Source organism: Azoarcus olearius (genome assembly GCF_001682385.1).
Taxonomy (GTDB): Bacteria; Pseudomonadota; Gammaproteobacteria; order Burkholderiales; family Rhodocyclaceae; genus Azoarcus; species Azoarcus olearius.
Map to the genome: position 1 here is coordinate 3207104 of NZ_CP016210.1, position 24305 is coordinate 3231408.

Here is a 24305-nt window from a genome sequence, read left to right on the forward strand (position 1 = left end):
GCGCCCGGATAAAATGCCGGTTTCCGTATCGACCAACACAGGCGGCGGCCTGCGCCGCCCACCCGGAGAATTACCATGCCCCTCGTTTCCATGCGCCAGCTGCTCGACCACGCCGCCGAGAACAGCTACGGTCTGCCGGCGTTCAACGTGAACAACCTGGAACAGGTCCAGGCCATCATGGAAGCCGCGGCCGAAACCGACAGCCCCGTGATCATGCAGGCCTCCGCCGGGGCGCGTAAGTACGCGGGCGAAGCCTTCCTGCGCCACCTCATCGACGCCGCGGTCGAAGCCTATCCGCACATCCCGGTGGTGATGCACCAGGACCACGGCCAGAGCCCCGCAGTCTGCATGGCCGCCATCCGCTCGGGCTTCTCCAGCGTGATGATGGACGGCTCGCTGATGGAAGACGGCAAGACGCCCTCCTCCTACGAATACAACGTCGCCGTCACCCGCGAAGTGGTGAAGTTCTCGCACGCCATCGGCGTCACCGTGGAAGCCGAACTCGGCTGCCTCGGCTCGCTGGAAACCGGCATGGCCGGCGAGGAAGACGGCATTGGCGCCGAAGGCAAGCTCGACCACAGCGCGCTGCTGACCGATCCCGACCAGGCCGCCGACTTCGTCAAGCAGACCGACTGCGACGCGCTCGCGATCGCCATCGGCACCAGCCACGGCGCCTACAAGTTCACCCGCAAGCCCACCGGCGACATCCTCGCGATCGACCGCATCAAGGCGATCCACGCCCGCCTGCCGAACACCCACCTGGTCATGCACGGCTCCAGCTCGGTGCCGCAGGACCTGCTGGAAATCATCCGCCAGTACGGCGGCGACATGAAGGAAACCTACGGCGTGCCGGTCGAGGAAATCGTCGAGGGCATCAAGTACGGCGTGCGCAAGATCAACATCGACACGGACATCCGCCTGGCGATGACCGGCGCGATCCGCAAGTTCTTCGTCGAGAACCCGTCCAAGTTCGACCCGCGCGAATTCCTCAAGCCCGCGCGCGAAGCCGCGAAGCTGATCTGCAAGGCCCGCTTCGAAGCCTTCGGCAGCGCCGGCCAGGCGAGCAAGATCAAGCCGGTGGCGCTCGACAAGATCGCCGCGCGCTACAAGGCCGGCGAGCTGACCCAGGTCGTGCGCTGAACCCGCACCCCGTCCGCAGCAACGAAAAACGCGCCCGAGGGCGCGTTTTTCGTTTCCGGAGGCCGCTATTTCTTCGGCCGCACGGCGTCGGCAGTGCCGAGGATGAAGGCCTTGATCTTGCGTACGTCCTCCTCGCTCAGATGGCCGCTGAAGTCCGGCATGCCGCGCGCCATGTACGGGCCCTTGAAGACGAAGCGCTCCAGATGCTCGATCGTCTCCGGCGCCGAATAGCCGAGGTTGGGCAGGTTGCCGCCCTTGTCGACCCCGGGCACGCCGTGGCAGAACACGCAGTTGCTGACGTAGAGCGCGGTGCCGGCAGCGACATCCGCCGGGTCGTAGGCCACGCCGCCCACCAGTGCGTTGAGCTGGCGGTGGGCGAACTCCGGCAGCGGCGCCTTGCCGCCGAGCGCGAAGGTATAGACCGTACCCGGGATGTTGCGCTCGGTGGCGCGCTGGGTCTGGCCATACACCCCGCCCCAGCCCACCGCGATCGACACGTACTGGCGCCCGTCCACTTCGTAGCTGACCGGCGCGGCGATCACCCCGGTGCCCATCGGCGAACTCCACAGCTCCTTGCCGTCTCGCGCGTCGTAGGCGATCAGGCGGGCGTCGGCGGTGCCCTGGAACACCAGGTTGCCGGCGGTCACCAGGGTGCCGCCGTTCCACGGCGACACATGCTCCTTGCGCCACACCTCCTTCTGCTTCACCGGGTCCCACGCGATCAGGCGGCCAAAGGGCTGGCTGGTCGGCGCCCGGCTGTTCACCTGCATGCCCAGATTCCAGCCGATGCCGGCCATCGGCTGCCCGGCCTGGGCCTGGTTGTGGCGCCAGGTCTTGTCCTCGGCCAACACCAGCGGCACGTTCTGCGCGGGGAAATAGGCCAGACCGGTCTGCGGGCTGAACGACATGGAATGCCAGTTGTGCGCCCCGAACGGCCCCGGCACCGCGTCGAACGGCTCCTCGACCGCCCGGGCGCCCGGCATCTCGATCGGACGGCCGTTCCTGTCGTAGCCCTTGGCCCAATTCACCGGCACGAAGTTCTTCGCCGAGATGAAGGCACCGTTGGTGCGGTCGACCACGAAGAAGAAGCCGTTCTTCGGCGCATGCATCACCACCTTGCGCAGTTTGCCGTCGATCCGGAGGTCGGCCAGGATCAGGTCCTGGGTCGAGGTGTAGTCCCAGTTGTCGCCCGGCGTTTCCTGGTAGTGCCAGACGTACTTGCCGGTGTCGGGGTCGAGCGCGACGATGGACGCGGTGTAGAGGTTGTCACCGCCGCCGGGGCTGCGCTGGCGATGCGACCACGGCGAGGCATTGCCGGTGCCGACGTACATCAGGTTCAGCTCGGGATCGAACACCATCGAGTTCCACATCGTGCCGCCGCCGCCGGCTTCCCAGTAGCGGCCGCTCGGGTCCCAGGTCTTCGCCGCCTTCGCCATCGACTCGTCCTCGAACGGCTGCGAGGGATCGCCCGGCACCGCGAACCAGCGCCAGGCCTGGCGGCCGCTGTCGGCGTCGTAGGCGGTGATATAGCCGCGCACGCCGTATTCGGCGCCGCCGTTGCCGATGATCACCTTGTCCTTGAACACCCGCGGCGCGCCGGTCACCGTGTAAGGGCGCGCGCGGTCGATGATCGTGTCCTGCTCCCAGCGACGCTTGCCGCTGGCAGCGTCGATCGCCACCAGGCGCCCGTCGAGCGAGGCCACATAGACCACGCCCTTGTGTACCGCGACGCCGCGGTTCACCACATCGCAACAGGCGTTCTTGGCGTGGGCGCGCGGCACCTCCGGGTCGTAGGTCCACAGGCGGCGGCCGCTGCGCACGTCGATGGCGTGCACCACGCTCCACGGCGCGGTCACGTACATCACGCCGTCCACCACGATGGGCGTGGCCTCCACGCCGCGGGTCGATTCCAGGTCGTAGGACCACACCAGGCCGAGGTCCTTCACATTGGCCGGGGTGATCTGCTTCAGCGGACTGAAGCGGGTGCCGGCATCGTCGAAGCCGTGGCTGCGCCATTCCGCGCCCGGCGATGCCGCCAGCGCCGCGCTCGCGCCCAGCGCCAGCAGCATGGCCGACAGCGTCTGCCGGGCCGCGCCGGCAAGGGATTCCCGGCGCGCACTGCGTCGCGCCATACCGACCGCACTCATCTCTTCTCCTTCCAGGCCACACGGGCTTGCAGCGGCGCCGAACCGGCTGTTCTCGCGGGCGCCCATCAGAACACCTTGAGCAGACGCAGGTTGATACGGTTGTCCTCGCGCAGGCCGCTGCGCACCGACAGATCGCGGCCGTAGTTGGCCATCAGCTGCACCGAGGGCGTCACGAACCAGGCGGTGCCGAGCATCGCCTTGGTGGTTTCCATTCGGTCGTTCTGGTCGACGCCGTTGACGCGGGTTTCACCGCCGAAGGTGTGGGACACGCCGGCCCGCAGGTCCCACGCATCGCTCAGGTGGTAGCGCAGGAAACCCTGCAGCTGGACGCTCGGGTCCTGCTTCAGCGTGGCGCTGGTCGCGCCGTAGGCGTCGTTCTTGCCATACACGGTCACGTCGCCGATCAGGTCCAGCGACACCTTGGGCGCGAGCTTGGTGATGAAGCCCGCCTGCAGCGCGAACTTCCACCGGTTTTCGCCGAGGTTCAGCGCGTCGTCGCGGTCATAGCTGCCGGTAGGCGCGAACAGGAACGGGGTGATGCCGAAGTAGGTGCCGGTTTCCGGGCGATTCACCAGCCACACCGTGGCCGCCAGGATCAGATCACCCACGCCGCGCGCACTGCCCAGGCCGGAGAGGTCGTCCTTGCCCTGCAAGCGGCCGAAGGGCAGCAGGAACTGCGGATCGACGATGTAGCCACCGATCTCGGTGTAATGCACGCCGCGCAGGATGCCCACGTCCGACACCAGACCGGCGTCGATCGGGGCCTTGTGGCCGCGTGCATAGAGGGCGTCGCGGGTAGCGTGCTGGTAATACACCAGCGCGAGGTTGGTGCCGGCCGGCAGCGCCGTGTAGTCGCCGGCATCCACATCCACCGCAACGGCATTGCCGCTGCCGAACGCGCTGGCCGCCAGCACCGCCGCGGCGAGGAAACGGGATGCGCGGATCGCGGGAATCTTCTGTTGGCGGCGCGCGGCCGCCTTCCCTGCTTGCTTCATGTACGTGTCTCCGGTCGTTGTATGATTCGGCGGCCTTCTGGTCATGGTGGTCGGCTCGCCGCCTGCGACAGCGCAGGCCGCCACGCCAGTGCAGGCACCGTGCCAACGTAAAAATAAATCCACAAAAACAACAGGTTGAATGGTGTTCGCGGCAGGCTGTCAGTGCTCGCTGGCGCAACACTGGATCGATCCGGGCCGGATTCGCCACCGAACTGGATCGATATGAGTCAACCGTGCAGGAGGAGACATGTCCCGCCCCGAGACCGACTTCGACCACAGGGTGCAGCACGCCCGCCGCCTGATGCAGGAAGGGCGCGAGATTCCCCCCCAACTGCTCGCCGACCGCGTGCGCCGCTCGTGGTCGCGCTCACGCGAGTACGGCGTGAGCGAGAGCGCGCGCGTCGTCTTCGATCCGCTCGGCAGGAGCGCGCTGCGCCGTCTCGCGGACGAACACCGCGCGCTGCTGGCCCACGCCGAGCCGGAGATGCTGAGCCTGTTCGGTACACTCGACGCGTCGAGCTGGGTCGTCGCCTGCCTGGAAGCCGGTGGCGCGGTGCTCAAGTCCTGCGGCGGCAACACGGCCGAGCTGGGCGACATTGCCACCGCGCTGCGTCCGGGGGTGAACCTCAGCGAACAGGTCGCCGGCACCAACGGCCCGGGCTGCGTGCTCGCCGAACAGCGCCCGGCGATCATCCACGGCGGCGAGCACTTTCTCGAAGAGATCCGCGGCTTCACCTGCGTCGCGGTGCCGATCTTCCATCCCTCCGGCCGCTTGATCGGCGCGCTCAATGCCTCGCGTCGGCACGACGGTCGCCGCGCCGGCATCCTCGAACCCCTCGCGCTGGCGGCACGGGCAATCGAAAACCGCTTGCTGTCCGAGCTTGCGGCACCGATCAGGATGCGCGTGCATAGCACGCCGGAACTGGTGGACTCGGTGATGGCGGGCCGGCTGGCGTGCTCTGCCGACGGCCTCATCCTCGGCGCCAGCTCCTGCGCCCGCCAGTTGCTCGGACTGGAGCAGGACGGCGGCGAGATTCCGGCTGCGGCGGTGTTCTCCACCTCGTTCGGCGAGCTGGTCGACCTGTTGCGCCGGGGCGCGGACGGGCCGGTGACGGTCCGCTGCAACAACGGCGTGCAGGTCCATCTCCGCCTCGACGCCGAAGCGAGACCGCGGCCCGCGCGGCGCATCGGCACTGAGGCCACGCGCGGCGATCAGCACGCCGCCCGGATGCGCCTCGACAGCCGGCTGCAGAAGGACGTACGCCAGGCCGAGCGTGCCTTCGCCCACGACCTGCCGGTGCTGATCAACGGTGAAACCGGCACCGGCAAGGAAGTCCTCGCGCGCCATCTGCACGCCAGCGGTCCGCGCCGCGACGGCGCCTTCGTCGCGGTCAATTGCTCCGCGATCCCGGTCGGTCTGATCGAATCGGAACTCTTCGGCTACGAGGACGGCGCCTTCACCGGCGCGCGCCGCGGCGGCATGGCCGGCAAGCTGGAACAGGCCGATGGCGGCACGCTGTTCCTCGACGAGATCGGCGACATGCCGCTGGAACTGCAGGCCCGGCTGCTGCGCGTGCTGCAGGAGCGCACGGTCACGCGGCTGGGCAGCACCCGCGCCCGCGCCTTCGACTGCTCGCTGATCTGCGCCACCCACCGCGATCTTTCCGCGCACTGCGCCAGCGGCGGATTCCGCGAGGACCTCTATTACCGCATCGCCGGCCTGCGGGTGGATCTGCCGCCGCTACGCGAGCGCGAGGACTTCGACGAACTGGTGGATCACCTGCTCGCCACCCACGCGCGTGGCGCCCCGCCCCGTCTGGCCGAGCGCGCCCGCGAAGCCCTGCGGCGCCACCGCTGGCCGGGCAACATTCGCGAACTGCAGCAGGTGCTCCGCCTCGGGATCGCACTGGCCGAACACGGCCGCATCGACCTCGACCAGCTACCGGCCAGCCTGGCGACTCAAGCCCCGCTTAAACGGACGCCGGGCACCGCTACCACGCTGCAGAGCGCCGAATGCGACGCGGTGCAGGCAGCCTACGCGCGCAATCGCGGCAACGTCTCCGCCACCGCGCGCGAACTCGGCATTGCCCGCGCCACGCTGTACCGCAAGCTGCGCCGTTACGGCTGCGCGGACTGACAACCCGCTAGCCGGGGCGTGGGCGCACGAGGCGGCCTCCGCAACGTGCGCCCACGCCCCGGGCACCGGCCCTTTGCCGCATAATCCGGGCCGAGGAGGAATACCCGCGCGATGTCCAAGGCCAATATCAAACTGAGCATCAGCTTCGATTTCGAACTCGCGGCACCGCCCGCCCTGCTCCAAAGCGATCACGACGCCCTGTGCCGGCAGTTGCACGAAGCGCTGGGCGCGATGGTTTTCCAGGGCATGCCCACGGTCACCGCCAAGCAGCTGGGCAAGGCCGGTGTCACCGTACTCGGCCATCACCACCACCTCGATGCGGCCAACCTCAGCGCGGCCGCCATCGCACGCGATGCCCTGGTGGCCGCCGCCCCCCACCTGACCGACGACGAACTCGACCAGTTGTCGCGCCGCGCGGCCGCCAAGGCACCGAGCAGCGCCGACGAACTGCTGCGCTTCCTGCGCCGCCAGGCGCTGGCGCTGGTCAATGAATACCGCATGGTGGCGTGCGAGGTCGAAGCCCGGCTCACCAGCGGCGCGCAGGCGCGGCTCGAAGGCAAGCTCAACTTGACCAACGGTTCGGTGATGCTCGGCGAACGCGACCGCCAGAGCCGCCTTCAAGCCAACCAGGGCGCGATCGTGGTGGTGGCGGGCGGCGGTGCCGCCAGCATGCTCGCCAACTGCGCCGGCCACACGCTCAGCGGTCCGGTCATCGAGGTCGCCCTGGCCGAACTCGCGCGCAACCGCGATGCGCTGATCGAGGACTGGCAGCGCCAGGGAAGCTGATCCGGTGCGCCGCCACTGCTTCACCTACGGCTCGCTGATGTGCGCGGACATCATGGCCGCGGTGTGCGGCGTGGAACCGGCCGGCGAGCCCGCCACGCTGGCGGATCACCGCCGCCATCCGGTGCGCGGCGAAGCCTATCCCGGCATGGTGCCGGCCGCCGGCGCCGAGGTGTCCGGCGTGCTGTACCGCCACCTTCCGCCCGACGCGCTGGCCCGGCTGGACGCCTTCGAAGGTCCGCAGTACGTCCGCGTCACGGTTCGTGTCCGGCTGCCCGACGGTGCAGCAGTGGAGGCGGATACCTACATGTTCCGCCCCGAACATGCTGACGAACTGCTGCCGGGCGAGTGGGATTTCGACCGCTTCCTGCGCGAGGGCAAGGCGCGCTTCCAGCACCAGTACATGAACAGCCACTGCCGCTGAGGCGGTCTTCCACTTCAGTACGACTCGCCCTGCCCGCTCCACATGTCGGGCGTGAACCGCACCACCTGGTTGCGACCGTTTTCCTTGGCGCGGTAAAGCGCCACGTCGGCGAACTTGATCGCCTGCCAGAAGGTGTCGCTGTCGTCGGGGAACATCGACAGCCCGATCGAGATCGTCTTCTGCAGCACCGCGCCGGCCACCTGCACCCGCATTTGCTCCACGGCGGAGCGGATGTTCTCGGCCACCTTCAGCGCCGCCTCGGCATCGGCCTCCTGCAGCACGATCAGGAATTCCTCGCCGCCGAAGCGGATCACCATGTCGGACGCGCGCACCGTGCGCTTGAGCACGCCGGCCAGCGCCTTCAGCACCGCGTCGCCCGCGTCGTGGCCGTAGCTGTCGTTCACCACCTTGAAGTAGTCGAGGTCCAGCACCAGCACCGCCAGCGGAATCCGCCGCCGCCGCGCGCTGGCCACCAGCGTGTCCATGTACTCCTCGAGGAAGCGCCGGTTGTTAAGCCCGGTCATTGCGTCGCGCAACGAGGAGTCGCGCAGGGTTTCGGTGAGGCGCTTGGCTTCGAGCACCGGCGCCATCTCGCGCAGATAGACGTGGATGTAGGGCGCCTGCTCGACCAGCGCCGGCGCGCGCTCCTCCGCCACCACCAGCTGGATGACACTGCCGACGGTGCCCGACTGGATGATGGGCACGCAGTAGTGGCGCCGCGCCCCGCCCTCGGCGGGGGGATGGAAGGCGTAGCAGATGCCCGGCTCGATCAGGCCGTTGACCGCATGGCCGGTGCGGCGCGCGCGGCACATGTCGCTGCGCACCAGAATCTGCGGATCGCACCAGCGGCAAGGCGCGCCCTGCACGCCATCCACCGCGATCGGCTGCAGCTGCTTGCTGCCCTCGGCCTCGTAGATGGAGAACTCGCGCACGTCGAAGCGCTCCAGCAGCACGCGGCTGAAGCGGTCGTAGATCTCGGTCTTGCTCTCGTCCTCCTCGATCGCCTGCTTGAAGCCGGCCGCGTCGGCCAGGCTGTTGACCATGTCGATGGTGGCTTCGAGCTGGTTCTCGTCGTGCTGCGGGGTGCGCCCGGTGAGCTGGGTGACGCGCTGGGTGATGCGCGACAGGCCTTCGTCGAGGAAGCCGAGCAGGCTGTTGGTTTCGGTAGCGATCTTGCCGATTTCGTCGTCGGTGCGCTTTTCCACCCGGCCCTTGAAGTCGCCGCGCAGCGCACGCTGCACCGCCCGCTCCACCGCCTGCGCGGTGTCACCCACCGGCATGATCAGGCGTCGCACGGCAAAGATCGCCAGCAGCGAGAACAGCGCGACGGTGACGATGATGACCGCCACGGTAAACAGTGCGCTGCGCTTGAGCTCCTGCAGCGACAGCTCGATCGTCACCGCGCCCAGCACGGTGCCCTCGCTGACGCGGTGACACTGCAGGCAGTTGGGGCGGCCACGCGCGGAGGCGGCAAACGGAATCGTGCCGCGGAACACCGCATCGCCCAGTTCGTTTTCCAGCAGATAGCGCGCGTGACCGTCGGCCAGCACCTGCTTCTCGACTTCGTCAGGCTCCATCTCGCGCGCCATGCCGGCGCCGAACTGTTCGTTGACATGGGTGGACCGCAGCACCCGCGCCGCGCGCAGGCCCTGGACCTCCATCAGGCGGTCGAGAAACTGCTCGCGCTTGTCGATGACCCCGTGGATCATCGCCTCGGTCAGATGCACCCGCACCATCTCGGCGGCGGTGCGCACATGCGCGGTCGAGGAGGCGATGGAATAACTGCGGAAGGCGTACAGGCTGATCGCCACCAGCATCACCAGGATGCCCACCGCCACGGCCGAAAACAGCGCCGTTATCTTCCGATTCAAGTTCATGAAGCCACCTCTGCCCGCAAGCGCCGATTATCTTTCTTTTAGTACTTTCGGCTTACTCGTGTTTACCGCGGGCAGCGTGACGGAAATCACGCCCAAAGCGAGGCGGCTCAGCGCTCCAGCGCGCGGTTGCGCACCTCCGGCAGAAACACCAGTCCGACCACCGCGGCCAGGCCGAGCAGCGCAACCAGGTACCACAGCCCGGCCAGCGCATCGCCCGCGCGCACGCTGAGCCAGGTAACCATGAACGGCGACAGGCCGCCGATCCAGCCCGCCGCGAGGTTGTGCGGCAAGGCCACCGCGGAGTAGCGCGTGCGGGCCGGAAAGAGTTCGGCGAGCGTGGCCGTCTGCGGCCCGGTGATGCAGGCGAGCGCCACCACCAGCACCAGCAACAGCGCGATCAGGGCCGGGCGGTTCACCTGCGCCGGATCCGCCTGCGCCGGGCGTCCCGCCTCCACCAGTGCGCGGGTGACGGCCTCCGGCTGGTAGCCGGCGATGGTCTGCGCGCCCACCTTCACCGCCAGCGCGCCCTCGCGCTGCTGATGCACCACGCCGAGCCGGGCGAACAGTTCCTGGTAGCGCTCGCAGTCGTTGCGCACGCCGGCAAAGGGGTCGTAGCGGCACTGCTCGCCGGCCAGTTCCACCGCTACCGAGGCGTTGAAGCGCGCCAGCGCGGGGTTGCCGTGTTCGAGCAGGCCGTGGAACACCGGCAGCACGGTGAGCGCCCCCAGCACCAGCCCGGCCAGCAACACCGGGCGGCGGCCGATGCGGTCCGACAGCCAGCCGCACAGCACGGTGAGGGGAAACAGCACGACCGTGGCGACCATCACCAGCCCGCTCGCGGTAGCGGCGTCGAGCTTGACCACGTTCTTCAGGAACACCGCCGTATAGACCTGCGACGAGAAGAACAGCAGCGAGCCGCCCGACGAGATGCAGAAGAACAGCAGCGCCATGCGCCCCAGCGTCTGGCGATCACGGAAGCACTCGCGCAGCGGCGTCTTTGCGAGCGCGTTCTGCTCGCGCAGGCGGCGGAACACCGGCGACTCGTGCAGGCTCAGCCGGCTCTTGATCGACACCGCCAGCAGCACGATCGAGATCAGGAACGGCACCCGCCAGCCCCAGTCGCGGAACTCCGCCTCGCTCAGCACCGCCTGCAGCGCCACGATCTGCAGGGTGGACGCGAGCATGCCGAGCGGCCCCATCAACTGCAGCACGCTGGTGTAGGCGCCGCGCCGGGTGGCCGGCGCGTGCTCGGTGAGATACACCGCCGCGCCGCCGATCTCCCCGCCCACCGACAGCCCCTGCAGCATGCGCAGCACCAACAGCAGCAAGGGCGCGAAAAGCCCGATGCTGGCGTAGGTGGGCAGCAGGCCGACCAGGAAGGTGGAACCGCCCATCAGCACGATGGTGGCGAGAAAGATGGCGCGCCGCCCGTAACGGTCGCCCAGCGACCCGAACAGCGCCGCCCCCAGCGGCCGCACCACCATGCCGACGCCGAATGTGCCCAGGCTCGCCAGCAGCGCGGTGACCGGGTCATCCGGCGGAAAGAACAGCGTGCCGAAGTAGGTGGCGAGCGACGCGAAGGTGAGGAAGTCGTACCACTCGAGGAAGGTGCCGAAGCAGGCCGCGACCGCCACCTTGCGCTGCACCTGCCTGGCGCCAGGCATGTCCGGGGCGGAATGACCGTCGGAGCCGGCGGGCACTGCGGACGCGGTGGATTCGGGAGGGGAAGGCATCGGACGGGTCATCGGACGAAGCGCCGCAGCGGCACGGGACGAGGGGCCCGCATTATCCCGGAAAGGGCGCGCCGGTCGGGCGAAAACGCGCGTGCTACGCGGCGGACACCGGCGCGGGAACCGTCCGCCGCCGGACTAATCCCTCCGTCATGGTCAGGCAACAGCCCGTCGGTAGCGTGCGGGGCGGATCGCGGTGGATGCGCCGCGACACGCCCTTGCCCATCTGCCCCGGCCTGCCGCGCAGGCCCTACAGGAGCTTTCCAGTGAACCGCATGACGCTCACCACCCTGACGGCGCTGACCGCGCTCGCCGTCTCCGCCCCCAGCCTCGTCCATGCCGCCGGCCGCGGCGCGGAGTCCGGCCAACATTACAACCAGGGCCGCGGCGACAGCGTGCAGCTCGGCCCGCGCCCGTTCTTTCTGGTCGACCACATGCAGGACAGCGCGCTGAAGGCCGAGCTGGAAAGCTGCGGCGAAGGCCCGTTCAAGCGCAGCGACTTCTCGATCGGCCACCGCGGCGCGCCGCTGCAGTTCCCCGAGCACACGCGCGAGTCCTACACCGCCGCGGCGCGCATGGGCGCGGGCGTGGTGGAGTGCGACGTGGCCTTCACCAAGGACAAGGAACTGGTCTGCCGCCACGCACAGAACGACCTCCACACCACCACCAACATCCTTGCGGTGCCGGCGCTCGCGGCCAAGTGCACCAAGCCCTTCACCCCGGCCACCTTCGACGCCGCCGGCAAGCTGCTGACGCCGGCCAGCGCGGAATGCCGCACCAGCGACATCACGCTGGCGGAATTCAAGACGCTGAAGGGCAAGATGGACGCCGCCAACCCGCGCGCCACCACCGTGGCCGAATACATGGCGGGCACCGCCAACTTCCGCACCGATCTCTACGCCGGGCCGGACAGCGGCGAGCTGATGACGCACAAGGAGAGCATCGAGCTGTTCAAGCAGCTGGGCGTGAAGATGACGCCGGAACTGAAGACGCCGAGCGTGGCGATGCCCTTCGACGGCTTCACCCAGCAGGCCTACGCGCAGAAGCTAATCGACGAATACAAGGCCGCGGGCGTGCCGGCGAGCAAGGTGTTCCCGCAGTCCTTCGACAAGGCGGACGTGCTGTACTGGATCAAGCACGAGCCGGCCTTCGGCCGCCAGGCGGTGTATCTGGACGACGCGGAAACCGTGGCCGACCTGCCCACCGCGGCCGAACTGGCCGCCTACAAGGCGCAGGGCATCAACATCGTCGCGCCGCCGATCTTCGCGCTGCTGACGCTCAACAGCGCGGGCGAGATCGTGCCCTCGCAATACGCGCGCGACGCCCGGGCCGCCGGGCTAGACATCATCGCCTGGTCGCTGGAGCGCTCGGGCGTGCTCGCCGACGGCAACAACGGCTTCTATCTCCAGACCTTCGACGCCGCGATCAAGCGCGAAGGTGACATCTACACGGCGGTGGACGTGATGGCGCGCGAGATCGGCGTGCGCGCGATCTTCTCCGACTGGCCGGCCACCACCACCTACTACGCCAACTGCATGCGCCTGCACTGATCCGGCGTCGCGGCCGGGCGCCCCGCCCGGCCGTTCTTCCCGGCCGGGGCGCCGCGCGTCCCGAGCGCGAAGCGTGCTGCAACGGCCCCCGGCAAGCTGCGCCCGGCACGCCGACGGCTCAACCCGGCTGGCGCAACTGGATCGCCTTGTACTGCAGGAACTCCTCCAGCCCGTACTCGCCGTTCTCACGCCCCAGGCCGGACTGCTTGTAGCCGCCGAAGGGCGCGCGCGGGTTCCAGGCCGCACCGTTGATATCCACCTGCCCGGTGCGCAGCCGCCGCGCCACTGCCAGCGCGCGCTCCTCGTTGCCCGCCCACACCGCGCCCGCCAGGCCGTAGGGGCTGTCGTTGGCGATGCGGATCGCGTCCTCGTCGCCGTCGTGCGGCAGCACCACCAGCACCGGGCCGAAGATCTCTTCCTGCGCCACCGTGGCGCGGCTGTCCTCGCATACCAGCACGGTGGGCTGGACGAAATAGCCCTGCTCCAGCCCGGCCGGCGGCTCCGCGCCACCGCACGCCAGCCGCGCGCCTTCCGCCACGCCGCGGCGGATGTAGTCGCGCACGCGCTCGCGCTGCGCGGCGGACACCAGCGGCCCTAGGCGGCTGTCCTCGGCCAGCGCGGGGCCGGGTTTCATTGCCGAGGCGGCCGTCGCCGCCAGTTGGGCCGCCTCGTCCAGGCGCGCCCGCGGCACCAGCAGCCGGGTGTGCGCCGAGCAGGTCTGGCCGGAATTGAGCAGGCAGCTCGACACCGTGCCCTTCACCGCCGCGGCCAGATCGGCGTCATCCAGCACCACCGAGGCCGACTTGCCACCGAGTTCCAGCGCCACCTTCTTCACCGTCGCCGCGGCCAGTTCCGCCACCCGCCGGCCGGCGCGGGTGGAGCCGGTGAAGGACACCATGTCGACCCGCGGATCGGACGCCAGCACCTCGCCCACCACCGGGCCGTAGCCGGTGACGAGGTTGAACACGCCCGCCGGCACGCCCGCCGCCTCGATGATCTCGGCGAGGATGAAGGCGTTGATCGGCGCCACTTCCGAGGGCTTGAGCACCACAGTGCAGCCGGCCAGCAGCGCCGGCGCCACCTTCAGCGTGATCTGGTTGAGCGGGAAGTTCCACGGCGTGATCGCGCCGACCACGCCGATCGGCTCGCGCACTACCAGCGAATTGCCGACGCGGCGTTCCCACTCGAAGCTGCGCGCCAGCGCCTCGTAGTTGTTCCAGTGCCACAGCGGCCCGCCCACCTGCACGCGCGCCGCCAGCTTCTTCGGCATGCCCACCTCGCAGGCGATGACGTGTGCCAGTTCGTCGCTGCGCGCCTTCAGCCCGGCGGCAATGCGCTCGATGCAGCCGGCCCGCTCGGCCAGCGGCGTGCGCGACCAGGCGTCGAAGGCCGCATGGGCCGCCGCCACCGCCGCCTCGGCATCGGCGGCGGCGCCTTCGGGAATGCGCGCGAAGACCGTGTCGGTGCTCGGGTCCATCACGTCGATGAAACCCGTTCCGGCGGGCGCCACCCAGCGCCCACCGATGAAAAGCTGATTGCGTATCAGGGTCATGACGGTCGTCTCCCTCAGGGTGCGGAACAGTCAATTGTAGTCGGCGAGGCATCCCCCGCCTGCCCTGCACCCAGGCCACGGCACCAACCTTTTTCATTGCGGCCTGTAAGACCGCGGCCCCTTCGTCCGACCAATCGCCAGCACCCGGAAAACCGCGGGCCCTCCGCCCCGCCGGGCTGCCCATCCACCTTACGAGGAGCACGACCATGAAGAAGCACATCACCCTCAGCGCCGCCGTCGCCGCCACCGCCATCCTTGCCCCGCTCGCCCAGGCTGCCGACAACCCCTTTGGCGCCACGGTGCTCGGCACCGGCTACCAGATCGCCCAAGCGGACAAGAAAACGGACGGCAAATGCGGCGAGGCCAAGTGCGGTGCGGACAAGGCGCGCGAAACCCGCGGCAAGGACGCGCAAGGCACCGCGATGCCCGCCGGCGGCAAGCAAGCCGACGGCAAGTGCGGCGAGGCCAAGTGCGGCAGCGACAAGAAGTAAGCCCGTGGGGCGGACCGGACGCACGCGCGTACCCGGTCCGCCGGCTTTCCGCTCATCCGCAAGGGGGCTTCCCATGACGACACCTTCTCTCCACGGCGCCGGTCTCGGCTTTCGCCGGGAACTGATGCAGGAACTCGAACGCGAGGTTCCGGCACCGATTTCCTTCTTCGAGATCGCCCCGGAGAACTGGGCGAGCAGCGGCGGCCGGCACGCCCGCCAGCTGCGCGCCTGGACCGAGCGCCATCCCTTCGTCTGCCACGGGCTGTCGCTGTCGCTGGGGGGCACCATGCCGCTCGATACCGACCTGCTGCGCGAGATCCGCCGCTTCATGGAGACGCACGGAATCCGACTCTATACCGAGCACCTGGCGTGGACCGGCGACGACGGCCACCTCTACGACCTGCTGCCGCTCCCCTGCACCGGGGAGGCGGTGCGGTGGACCGCCGGCCGCATCCGCCAGGCGCAGGACGTACTCGGCATGCGCATCGGCATCGAGAACGCCTCCTGCTATCTGGCGCCCCCCGGCGCCGAGATGGACGAGGCCGACTTCATCCGCGCGGTGGTGGAAGAAGCGGACTGCCTGCTCCATCTGGACGTGAACAACGTCCACGTGAACGCCTGCAATCTCGGCTTCGACGCGCACGACTTCCTGCGCCGCCTGCCGCTGGAGCGCGTCTGCTACATCCATGTGGCCGGTCATCACATCGAGCCCGACGGCCTGGTGATCGACACCCACGGCGCCGCGGTGATCGACCCCGTGTGGGGCTTGCTGGAGGCCGCGTACCGGCACACCGGCCCGCTTCCGACCTGCCTGGAGCGCGACTTCAACTTTCCGCCGCTCTCCGATCTGGCGGCTGAGGTCGGCCGAATTGCGGCGCTTCAGGCCCGATCGCGCCAGCACGCAGCGGTGCCGGCATGAACGCCCCCGCTGCCCTGCGCCAGTTCCAGCACGACTTCGGCCGCCGCCTGCGCGACCCCGGCCACGCGCCCTTGCCCGCCGGCTTGGACCGGCGGCGCACCGCGGCGTACGAAACGCTGCTGTTCGACAAGCTCTGCGGCGTCATCGACCGCTGTTTTCCGGTGGCCCGCGCCACCCTGGGTGAAGCCCGCTGGCGCCGGCTGTGCCGTGCCTTCGTGCGCGACTGGCGCTGCAGCACGCCGTGGTTCCGGGCGATTCCGCGCGAGTTCGTCGATTTTCTCGACAGCGGCTGCCACCTGCCGCTGCCGGCCTGGCTGCCCGATCTTGCGCGCTACGAGTGGGCCGAACTGGCGGTCGAGCTGATGGCGGTCTCGATACCCGGGCACGCCCCGGACGGCGATCTTTATGCCGGCCGGCCGCTGGCCAACCCAGCATGCATGCTCGTCGCATCGCCGTGGCCGGTTCAGCGCATTGGCCCTGCTTACCGGCCGCGGCGGCCTCAGCCTGCGCATCTGGCGATCTTTCGCGACCTCGACGACGCCGTGCGCTTCGCCGAGCTGCGTCCCGCCACCGCCCGCCTGCTTGCACTGCTGCAGCAGCAGGCCGCGCCAAGCGGCGAGGCGGCGCTGGTCGCCCTGGCCGCCGAACTCGGCTACGCGGCCAACGCCGCCTACCTCGCCCACGGCCGCGCCAGCCTGGACGAACTGCGCAGCCTCGGCCTCATCCTTGGAGTACGGACATGACATCCCTGATGCGCCCCGCCAACCCGCTCGCCCCTGCCGCGCGGGCACTGCACATCCTCGACACCGCCGGGCTGTGGATCGGCTTCCTCAGCCTGCGGCTGCTGCTGGGCTGGGACTACTTCGAATCCGGGCTGGAGAAACTGCATGGCAGCAACTGGTTTGGCGACATCCGCGAGGCCTTCCCGTTTCCGTTCGATTCGATCCCGGTCGAGCTGAGCTGGCAGCTTGCCACCGGGTTCGAGCTTACCGGCGGCATTGCACTGGTGCTCGGCCTGGCGACACGCTTCTTCAGCGTCTCGCTGATCGTGCTCACCGTGGTCGCCACCGCCGCGGTGCATTGGCCGGCCGAATGGTCGAGCTTCACCGAGTTGATGCAGGGCTACGTCTTCACGGACCGCGGTCATGGCAACTTCAAGCTGCCGGTGCTCTTCATCGGCATGCTGCTGCCGCTGGTACTGCTCGGCCCGGGCCGGCTGAGCGTGGATGCGGCGATACGCCGCCGTTTCAGCCACTTGCCGCAGGCTGCCGGCCCTAGAATGACATCCACTTCGTCCCTAGAGCCGTCATGAACCAGCCGGTGCCCGACCTGTTGCTGGGCGAATTCCGCCCGCAGATGCTGAAGTTCGCCCGCCTGCAGCTGCAGGACGGCGCCGCGGCAGAAGACGTGGTGCATGACGCCATCAGCGCCGCGCTTGAAGGGGTCAGCCGCTTTTCCGGCCGCGCCGCGCTCAAGACCTGGATCTTCGCGATTCTTCGCCACAAGATCGTGGACGCCCTGCGCGAGCGCGGCCGCACCGTGCAGATTTCCAGCCTGGAAAAGGACGAGGCCGACATGGACGAAGCCTTCGATGCGCTGTTTGCTGCCAACGCCCACTGGCATCCCGCCAGCCGCCCGCGCGACTGGGGCGACCCGGAAGAAACGCTGGCCCAGCGCCAGTTCTGGCAGGTGTTCGAAACCTGCCTGGAGCTGCTGCCGGCGAATACCGCCAGGGTGTTCATGATGCGGGAGTTCCTCGGTTTCGAAACCCCGGAGATCTGCCGCAACCTCGACATCTCCACCAGCAACTGCCATGTCATCCTGCACCGCGCCCGCGCCGGCCTGAGACAGTGCCTGGAACGCGGCTGGTTCAACCCGGAGGTCCGCAGCGCATGCTGACGTGCAAGGAAGCCACCCACCTCATCTCCGACGCGCTCGATCGCCCGCTGTCGTGGCGCGAGCGCCTGAAACTGCGCGCCCACCTCGCACTGTGCAGCGGTTGCCGGGCCTTCCGGCGCCAGCTCGACTTCCTGCGCAGTGCCAGCCAGCGCTTCCGCAACGGCGCCAAGGAAGACGACTAGGGCCACAGCACGGGCTGCCGTCGCCTGCGTCGCCGTGTTGTTCCGCGTGCACACGTTGTGCACCCGGAACGCAACGGCGATTGCGCCGTACAATCGCCACCAAGCACACATGCGATACGGATTACGATCGACCCCGCCGAGGAGCCCGCCATGCCGAACAGGATCCTGCCCGCCATCGAGATCGAGACCGGTGCGCAACCCACGCACTCGGTGATCTGGCTGCACGGACTCGGCGCGGACGGCCACGACTTCGAGCCCATCGTGGGCGAACTCGACACCGCGCGGCTCCCGCCCACCCGCCTCCTGTTCCCGCATGCCCCCATCCGCACCGTCACCATCAATGGCGGCTACGCGATGCGGGCTTGGTACGACATCATCTCTTCCGACTTCTCGCAGCGGCGGGAAGACCCGCGCGGCGTGCGCGAATCGGCACAGCAGCTCGAAAACCTGATCGCGCGCGAGAACGAGCGCGGCGTCAGCGATGCGAACATCGTGCTGGCGGGTTTTTCGCAGGGCGGCGCGGTGGCGCTGCACACCGGGCTGCGCCACCGCCGCCGGCTGGCAGGCATCCTGGCGCTCTCCACCTATCTGCCGCTGGCCGAAACGCTGGCGGCCGAAGCCGACCCGGTCAACCGCGACCTGCCGATCTTCATGGCCCACGGCGAGGCCGACACCGTGATCCCGCACGCCTTCGCGCGCCGCTCGGCGGAGTTGTTGCAGGCAAGCGGCTATCCGCTGGAATGGCACAACTACCCGGTGGACCACACGGTGTCGGCCGACGAGATCCGCGACCTCGACGCCTGGCTGCGGCGGGTGCTGGCCCCGGCGGGCTGAGGCCGCTACAGGATGCGGCGGAACCACACCATCGACAGCCCCGCCGCCAGCACCATCAGCGCCGCCCCGGCGGCGGCGAACAGCGCGCTGACCTCGGTCTTGCGCTCCTGCAGCGTCAACCGGGTGCCGAGCTTGCGGTAGATGGTGCGCAGCGCTTCGGCGCTCTGGGCGTGGAAATACTCGCCGCGCGTTTCGTCGGCGATGCTCTTCAGCGCCGCTTCATCCAGCCGCACCCGCATCGACCAGCCCTCGTAACCGACCACGCCGCCCTCGGCAGTGCCGACCCCCACGGTATAGACGCGCACACCGTGATCGGCCGCGAGCCGGGTCGCGAAATCCAGCGGCGGCCCGGTGGTGCGTTCGCCGTCGGTCAGCAGCACGATCGCGCCGTAGGCGTGCGAACCGGGTGGCACCGGCGCGTGCGTGGGCTCGCCCGGCGGCGGCTTGTCCGCGGGCGGCGAGCCATCGCCCGCCAGCAGGCGCAGGTCGATGCCGGCCTCGGGCAGCAGCGTGGCGAGCGACAGCACCATGCCGCTGCCGATCGCAGTGCCGCGCTGCAGCTGCACCCGGTCGATCGCCGCCAGCACGTCATCGTGGTTGCGGGTGGGCGCTTGGATCAGCGCGGCGGTGGCGGCAAAGGCGACCACGCCGACGCGGGTGTCGGACGGCAGCACCTCGACGAAGCTGCGCGCTGCCGCCTGCGCCGCGGCCAGGCGGTTGGGCGCGATGTCGGTGGCGCGCATGCTGCCGGAGATGTCCATCGCCAGCAGGATGGTCTGGTCGGTCACCGGCAGCGTCACCAGTGCGCTCGGCCGCGCCACGGCCACCAGCATGGCCGCCAGCCCGAGCAGGTAGATCAGCGGCGGCACGTGGCGGCGCAGCGGGCGCCGTGCCGCCAGTGCCGCGCGCACCATGTCCAGCCCGGCGTAACGCATCACTTCGGCGCGGTGGCGCCGCCACAGCACAAGGTAGAACACCACCAGCAGCGGCAGGATCAGCAGCAGCCACAGCAGCTCGGGCCAGGCGAAGCCGATCATCGCGTGCCGCCTCCCAGATGAGCGGGCAGCGCCGCCCCCGACAACCGGCTGCGCCAACGCCGCAGTTCGGCAAAGCGCAGCAGGGTATCGACCAGATCGTCGGCGGTGGACAGCTCCAGCGCATCCACGCCCGCCTCGGCAAAGCCCTTGCGCAGGGCGGCTTCGCGCGCTTCGGCGGCGTCGTGGAAGCGGCGCCGGAAGTCGGCATCGTGGGTATCCACCTGCAGTTGCTCGCCGGTCTCCACGTCCTCGAACACCAGCGTGCCGAGGTCGGGCAGCTCGGTTTCCAACGGGTCGTGCAGCCGCACCGCAATCACCTCGTGGCGCTGCGCGAGGCGGGCGAGCGCGGCATTCCAGCCCGGCGTGCTGATGAAGTCCGACAGCACGAACATCAGCGCGCGCCGCGGCACGCTGCGTTCGGCCGCGCGCAGCAGTTCGCCCAGGTCGGTCTCGTGCCCCGCGTGGCCGCCGGGGGCGCGGCGCAGCAGGGTGTGGAGCAGATGGAGAACGTGGCGGCGACCGCCGCGCGCGGGAATCACCGCATCGACGCGCTCGCCGTAGCACAGCGCGCCGACGCGATTGCCGTGGCGGCTGAGCAGGCGCGCGAGCACGCCGACGAACTCGGTGGCGACGCTGCGCTTCTTGTCGGCCGAGCCGAAATCGAGCGAGCCGCTGAGATCCAGCACGAACCAGGCCGAGACCTCGCGATCCTCGTTGTACTCGCGCAGGTAGGGCGTCTGCAGGCGGGCGGTGACGTTCCAGTCGATATGGCGCACGTCGTCGTGGTACTGGTACTCGCGCAGGTCGGCGAGGTCCAGCCCGAAGCCGCGGAACAGCGTGCGGTAGTCGCCCTGCAGCAGGCCGTCGAGGCGGCGGATCACCCGCCACTCCAGCCTGCGCAGCAGGCGCTCAGGGTCGTGCGCCGGCGCGGACATGGCTTTCCAGCGGCTTCTCGGGGGCCGGCAGCCGGCTGCTGATGCGGGCGATGAGTTCGTCCGCGCTGATGCCCTCGGCCAGGGCCTCGTAGCTCAGCACCAGACGGTGGCGCAGCACGTCGGGCACCAGGTCGGCGACATCCTCCGGCAGCACGTAGCTGCGCCCGCGCAGGAAGGCGAGCGCGCGCGCGCCTTCGATCAGGTGGATGGAGGCGCGCGGGCTGGCGCCCCAGGTGAGATAGGGCGCGACGTCGTCCACGCCGTATCGCTCCGGTTCGCGCGTGGCCGCGACCAGCCGCACCGCGTACTGGATCAGCGCCGGGTCTACATAGGCGCTGCGGCATTCGCGCTGCAGCGCGGCCAGCTCCTCGGTGCTCGCCATCGGCGCCACGCTGGTGGCGGGGCCGGTCACGCGCTCGACGATCGCGCACTCCTCTTCCTCGCTCGGGTAGCCGACCAGTACCTTCATCATGAAGCGGTCCACCTGGGCCTCGGGCAGCGGATAGGTGCCCTCGGTCTCGATGGGGTTCTGCGTGGCCAGCACCAGGAAGGGCTGCGGCACCAGATGGGTTTCGCCGGCGATCGTCACCTGGTACTCCTGCATCACCTCGAGCAGTGCGCTCTGCACCTTGGCGGGGGCGCGGTTGATCTCGTCGGCGAGCAGCAGGTGGGTGAACACCGGCCCCAGCGTGGTGGTGAATTCGCCGCTCTTCTGGTTGTAGATGCGGGTGCCGACCAGGTCCGCCGGCACCAGGTCGGGGGTGAACTGGATGCGGCGGAAGCTGCCACGCACCGTGGCCGCCAGCGTCTTCACCGTCAGCGTCTTGGCCAGGCCGGGCACCCCTTCCACCAGCAGATGGCCCTGTGCCAGCACCGCCACCAGCACGCGTTCGAGGAAGTGGTCCTGGCCGACGACGACGCGCTTGACCTCGTAGAGCACCCGCTCCATCAAGGCCGCCACTTCCACGTGATCGCTATCCCTGTTGTTGGTGCTCATGCGTCCCCCTGTCGGTGATGGATGCGGCTAGAACGGCGAGATGCCGGCGGCGCCGGCGGCGCTTTCGATGGGCACTGCAAAGCCGATGCCGACGAAGAAGCCCTCGTCGGTGGGATTGAGAATGCCGGTGACAATGCCGACCACCTCGCCGTCAATGGTGACCAGCGGCCCGCCGGAGCTGCCGGGATTGACCGCGGCGTCGAACTGGATGAGATCGCGCAGCGGCATGCGCCCGCCGGGCGTGCGGAATTCGCGCCCGAGGCCGGAAACCACGCCCTCGGTCACGGTCAGGCCGACATCGAACGGAAAGCCGACCGCCACCACCGGCTGCCCGAGCGCGAGGTCGTTGCTGGAACGCATGGTCGCGGCGACCAGGTCGTCGGGAATGCGCGCCGCCTGGATCACCGCCAGGTCCTGGTCCGGGCGCGCGCCCACCAGCTCGGCCTCGGATTCCAGTCCGCTGGCAAAGGTCACCTTCAGCCGCGGCGAACCCGCCACCACATGCAGGCTGGTCAGGATCACGCCGCGGTCGACCACCACCACGCCCGAACCGATGCTGAGCGCCTCGTCGTCGCCCTTGTCCTTGCCCTTACCCTTGTGCGGATGGCCGTAGCCGCGCACCCGCACCACCGACGGACCGATCGCGCGAAACGCGCGCGCCGCCGGGGCGGTGAGCGACTTGTGCACGATGACCTTGTCCACCACCGCCTCCACCTGGGCCGGACTCAGCGCCGGCGGGGGCGGCAGCAACGCGTGGTAGGTGCCGAGCCCGAACGCGAGCAGCAGCGCGCACGCAATCAGCGTGGTCAGATGGGGATGACGCCGCCAGGGCGGGCGGAGCGGCTTTTGCGCCGCAGGCGGAGGCGTTGAAGCGGCCAAGGGTGGGCCGGGTTGCGCCGCCGCGGGGGCGGCCACCGCGGCAGCCGAGGGTTCAGCCGAGGGGGCGGCCGGTGCGGGCGGCGCCCCAGCACCCGCGCGCCCGCGGGCGGGCTGCGGCGCCCGGCGCCGGGGACCGCGTGCGGGGTCGGAACTGCTGTAGAGCGGAACCTTGGGCATAGGCGCTCCCGTCCGGTGGGGCCCGCCCGCGATTGCCGCGCAGGCGAAAGCTTCGGGTGTGACTGCGCACTCCCGCAGAAATTCCATCGCTGCCGCGCGCCTGGGCAGCGCCGGTTTCGTCCGCCGGCGCGGGTGCTACAGTGAATGAACGAGCGTTGGCGAGGGAGACCTCCAATGAACCTGCTGTGGCCGGAAACGCTGTGGTTGCTGCCCGTACTGCCGGCGCTGGTGGCCGCCTACGTCTGGCTGCTGCGGCGGCGCCGGCGCGAGCCGGTGCGCTTTGCCAGCCTCGCGCTGCTGCGTCCGGCGCTGGGCCCGGGCCAGCGCTGGCGGCGCCATGTGCCCGCGGCCCTGCTGCTGCTGGCGCTGGCCGCCACCGCGTTCGCGCTGGCGCGGCCGAGCGCGGTGATCACGCTGCCGTCCGAACAGCGCACCATCATCCTCGCGATCGACGTCTCGCTGAGCATGAGCGCACCCGACGTGCCGCCCGACCGCCTGAGCGCGGCGCAGGCCGCGGCGCGCGACTTCGTCCGCAACCAGCCGCCCGATGTGCGCATCGGCATCGTCTCCTTTGCCGGCACCGCCACCGTGGTGCAGGCCCCCACCGACAACCGCGAGGACCTGCTCGGCGCGATCGACCGCCTGCAGCTCGCGCGCCATACCGCGATCGGCAGCGGCATCATCGTCGCGCTGTCGGCCTTGTTTCCCGAGGAGAGCTTCGACCCCGATCCCACGATGATGAGCAGCGCCGAGCCCGGCCGCGCGCCGAACGCCCCGCGTGAGGAAGTCGCGCCCGGCTCCAACGGTTCGGCCGCGGTGATCCTGCTGACCGACGGCCGCCGCACCAGCGGGCCGGAGCCGGTGGACGCGGCGCGCATGGCCGCCGCGCGCGGCATCCGCGTCTTCACCGTCGGCTTCGGCACCGCCGAGGGCGCCACCATCCAGAACGAGGGCTGGTCGGTGTTCATGCGCTTCGACGAGGGCACGCTGCGCGCCATTGCCGACCTGACCCAGGCCAAGTACTTTCACGCCGGCACCGCCGCCGAGCTGCAGCAGATCTACCACGACCTCAACGCGCGCTATGTGCTCGAACGCCGCGGCACCGAGCTGACCGCGCTGTTCGCGGCACTGGCCGCGCTGTTCGCCACCCTCGCCGCAATGCTCTCCCTGCTCCGCAACAACCGCTACGCCTGACCAGAGGCAGAACGAGGGGCAATCAACCCGGCAAAGTCGGAACCCGGCCAAGCATCTATCATTCTTCTGCGGAGATTCCCTGCCGCCACGACAAGGAGATTGAGATGACGACCCGCCTGCTGCAGATCGACTTTCCCTACGACGGCCCCTGGGGCGAGGCGCTGGCGAGCGCCTGCGACCCGCTTGCGCACGACATCGCCGGCGAATCCGGCCTGCGCTGGAAGATCTGGACCGAGAACCGCGAGCGCGGACGCGCAGGCGGCATCTATCTGTTCGACGACGAAGCCGCCTGCACGCGCTATCTCGAAAAGCACCGCGCCCGTCTGGCCGGTTTCGGCATTGTCGACATCCGCGCGGAAGTGTTCGAAGTCAACGGCCCGCTGTCGGCGATCACGCGCGCACCGCTGTAAGCGGCTCACCCCGGGC

The 24305-nt window shown here is 69.6% G+C and carries 23 protein-coding genes; 14 read left to right on the plus strand and 9 right to left on the minus strand.

The window, feature by feature from the left end:
- Nucleotides 1–75: 75 nt before the first annotated feature.
- Nucleotides 76–1140, plus strand: coding sequence for a class II fructose-bisphosphate aldolase (fba, locus tag dqs_RS14700; protein WP_011766569.1), 1065 nt, complete (start codon nucleotides 76–78; stop codon nucleotides 1138–1140).
- A gap of 65 nt (nucleotides 1141–1205) precedes the next feature.
- On the opposite strand, the gene dqs_RS14705 is transcribed toward fba, so the two are convergent.
- Both dqs_RS14705 and dqs_RS14710 read right to left on the minus strand, forming a co-directional pair.
- Entirely contained in the window at nucleotides 1206–3287 is a 2082-nt protein-coding gene (locus dqs_RS14705; protein ID WP_236778686.1) for a PQQ-dependent dehydrogenase, methanol/ethanol family, read from the minus strand.
- A gap of 65 nt (nucleotides 3288–3352) precedes the next feature.
- The gene (locus dqs_RS14710) at nucleotides 3353–4282 is read right to left on the minus strand and encodes a transporter (RefSeq protein ID WP_065340950.1); all 930 of its coding nucleotides are present in this window, start codon (nucleotides 4280–4282) and stop codon (nucleotides 3353–3355) included.
- A gap of 247 nt (nucleotides 4283–4529) precedes the next feature.
- On the opposite strand from dqs_RS14710, the gene dqs_RS14715 reads away from it, so the two are divergent.
- The 3 genes from dqs_RS14715 to dqs_RS14725 all read left to right on the plus strand — a co-directional run bounded on the left by dqs_RS14715 (nucleotide 4530) and on the right by dqs_RS14725 (nucleotide 7626).
- Complete coding sequence (locus dqs_RS14715; RefSeq protein WP_065340951.1) at nucleotides 4530–6419, plus strand: sigma-54-dependent Fis family transcriptional regulator; 1890 nt, start codon at nucleotides 4530–4532, stop codon at nucleotides 6417–6419.
- A 111-nt stretch (nucleotides 6420–6530) separates the two neighbouring features.
- Nucleotides 6531–7205, plus strand: a complete 675-nt coding sequence (locus dqs_RS14720; RefSeq protein WP_011766573.1) for a hypothetical protein — start codon at nucleotides 6531–6533, stop codon at nucleotides 7203–7205.
- A 4-nt stretch (nucleotides 7206–7209) separates the two neighbouring features.
- Nucleotides 7210–7626: a gamma-glutamylcyclotransferase family protein gene (locus tag dqs_RS14725; RefSeq protein ID WP_065340952.1), complete on the plus strand. Its 417-nt coding sequence runs from the start codon at nucleotides 7210–7212 to the stop codon at nucleotides 7624–7626.
- Between the two features lie 14 nt (nucleotides 7627–7640).
- Here dqs_RS14725 and dqs_RS14730 read toward each other — a convergent pair whose 3' ends face one another.
- Together dqs_RS14730 and dqs_RS14735 are read right to left on the minus strand one after the other, a co-directional pair.
- Nucleotides 7641–9503, minus strand: coding sequence for a GGDEF domain-containing protein (locus dqs_RS14730; RefSeq protein WP_065340953.1), 1863 nt, complete (start codon nucleotides 9501–9503; stop codon nucleotides 7641–7643).
- Between the two features lie 107 nt (nucleotides 9504–9610).
- Nucleotides 9611–11236: an MFS transporter gene (locus dqs_RS14735; protein WP_236778687.1), complete on the minus strand. Its 1626-nt coding sequence runs from the start codon at nucleotides 11234–11236 to the stop codon at nucleotides 9611–9613.
- 272 nt (nucleotides 11237–11508) lie between these two features.
- Between dqs_RS14735 and dqs_RS14740 the strand changes: the two genes are divergently transcribed.
- A complete protein-coding gene (locus dqs_RS14740) occupies nucleotides 11509–12783 on the plus strand; it encodes a glycerophosphodiester phosphodiesterase family protein (protein ID WP_065341749.1) in 1275 nt (424 codons plus the stop codon).
- 118 nt (nucleotides 12784–12901) lie between these two features.
- Here the strand turns inward: dqs_RS14740 and dqs_RS14745 are convergent, their stop codons facing one another.
- Nucleotides 12902–14335 (minus strand): aldehyde dehydrogenase family protein, encoded by a 1434-nt coding sequence (locus tag dqs_RS14745; protein ID WP_065340955.1) that lies wholly within the window; start codon nucleotides 14333–14335, stop codon nucleotides 12902–12904.
- A 206-nt stretch (nucleotides 14336–14541) separates the two neighbouring features.
- Between dqs_RS14745 and dqs_RS14750 the strand changes: the two genes are divergently transcribed.
- The 7 genes from dqs_RS14750 (at nucleotide 14542) to dqs_RS14780 (ending at nucleotide 18660) form a co-directional block, all read left to right on the plus strand.
- Nucleotides 14542–14826, plus strand: coding sequence for an HvfA family oxazolone/thioamide-modified RiPP metallophore (locus dqs_RS14750; protein ID WP_011766579.1), 285 nt, complete (start codon nucleotides 14542–14544; stop codon nucleotides 14824–14826).
- Nucleotides 14827–14899: 73 nt separating this feature from the next.
- Nucleotides 14900–15745 (plus strand): HvfB family MNIO-type RiPP peptide maturase, encoded by an 846-nt coding sequence (locus tag dqs_RS14755; protein WP_065340956.1) that lies wholly within the window; start codon nucleotides 14900–14902, stop codon nucleotides 15743–15745.
- A complete protein-coding gene (locus tag dqs_RS14760) occupies nucleotides 15742–16488 on the plus strand; it encodes an HvfC family RiPP maturation protein (protein ID WP_065340957.1) in 747 nt (248 codons plus the stop codon). Before dqs_RS14755 ends, dqs_RS14760 begins: the two co-directional genes overlap by 4 nt.
- Entirely contained in the window at nucleotides 16485–17057 is a 573-nt protein-coding gene (locus tag dqs_RS14765; RefSeq protein ID WP_065340958.1) for an HvfX family Cu-binding RiPP maturation protein, read from the plus strand. Before dqs_RS14760 ends, dqs_RS14765 begins: the two co-directional genes overlap by 4 nt.
- Nucleotides 17054–17644: a sigma-70 family RNA polymerase sigma factor gene (locus dqs_RS14770; protein WP_065340959.1), complete on the plus strand. Its 591-nt coding sequence runs from the start codon at nucleotides 17054–17056 to the stop codon at nucleotides 17642–17644. The genes dqs_RS14765 and dqs_RS14770 overlap by 4 nt, the downstream gene beginning before the upstream one ends.
- Nucleotides 17638–17826, plus strand: coding sequence for a zf-HC2 domain-containing protein (locus dqs_RS14775; protein ID WP_011766584.1), 189 nt, complete (start codon nucleotides 17638–17640; stop codon nucleotides 17824–17826). The genes dqs_RS14770 and dqs_RS14775 overlap by 7 nt, the downstream gene beginning before the upstream one ends.
- Nucleotides 17827–17976: 150 nt before the next feature.
- On the plus strand, nucleotides 17977–18660 hold the full coding sequence (locus tag dqs_RS14780) for an alpha/beta hydrolase (protein ID WP_065340960.1): 684 nt from the start codon (nucleotides 17977–17979) through the stop codon (nucleotides 18658–18660).
- Between the two features lie 5 nt (nucleotides 18661–18665).
- On the opposite strand, the gene dqs_RS14785 is transcribed toward dqs_RS14780, so the two are convergent.
- The 4 genes from dqs_RS14785 to dqs_RS14800 are packed head-to-tail and all read right to left on the minus strand — an operon-like array spanning nucleotide 18666 to nucleotide 22508.
- The gene (locus dqs_RS14785) at nucleotides 18666–19697 is read right to left on the minus strand and encodes a VWA domain-containing protein (protein WP_011766586.1); all 1032 of its coding nucleotides are present in this window, start codon (nucleotides 19695–19697) and stop codon (nucleotides 18666–18668) included.
- On the minus strand, nucleotides 19694–20632 hold the full coding sequence (locus dqs_RS14790) for a DUF58 domain-containing protein (protein ID WP_065340961.1): 939 nt from the start codon (nucleotides 20630–20632) through the stop codon (nucleotides 19694–19696). Before dqs_RS14790 ends, dqs_RS14785 begins: the two co-directional genes overlap by 4 nt.
- Entirely contained in the window at nucleotides 20607–21629 is a 1023-nt protein-coding gene (locus tag dqs_RS14795) for an AAA family ATPase (RefSeq protein ID WP_011766588.1), read from the minus strand. The genes dqs_RS14790 and dqs_RS14795 overlap by 26 nt, the downstream gene beginning before the upstream one ends.
- 27 nt (nucleotides 21630–21656) lie before the next feature.
- Nucleotides 21657–22508 (minus strand): S1C family serine protease, encoded by an 852-nt coding sequence (locus dqs_RS14800; protein ID WP_236778688.1) that lies wholly within the window; start codon nucleotides 22506–22508, stop codon nucleotides 21657–21659.
- A gap of 351 nt (nucleotides 22509–22859) precedes the next feature.
- Between dqs_RS14800 and dqs_RS14805 the strand changes: the two genes are divergently transcribed.
- Together dqs_RS14805 and dqs_RS14810 are read left to right on the plus strand one after the other, a co-directional pair.
- Nucleotides 22860–23879 carry a VWA domain-containing protein gene (locus tag dqs_RS14805; protein ID WP_065340963.1) on the plus strand — a complete coding sequence of 340 codons (1020 nt, stop codon included), beginning with the start codon at nucleotides 22860–22862 and terminating at the stop codon, nucleotides 23877–23879.
- A 104-nt stretch (nucleotides 23880–23983) separates the two neighbouring features.
- Nucleotides 23984–24289 carry a monooxygenase gene (locus dqs_RS14810; protein WP_011766591.1) on the plus strand — a complete coding sequence of 102 codons (306 nt, stop codon included), beginning with the start codon at nucleotides 23984–23986 and terminating at the stop codon, nucleotides 24287–24289.
- The last annotated feature ends 16 nt before the right edge of the window (nucleotides 24290–24305 follow it).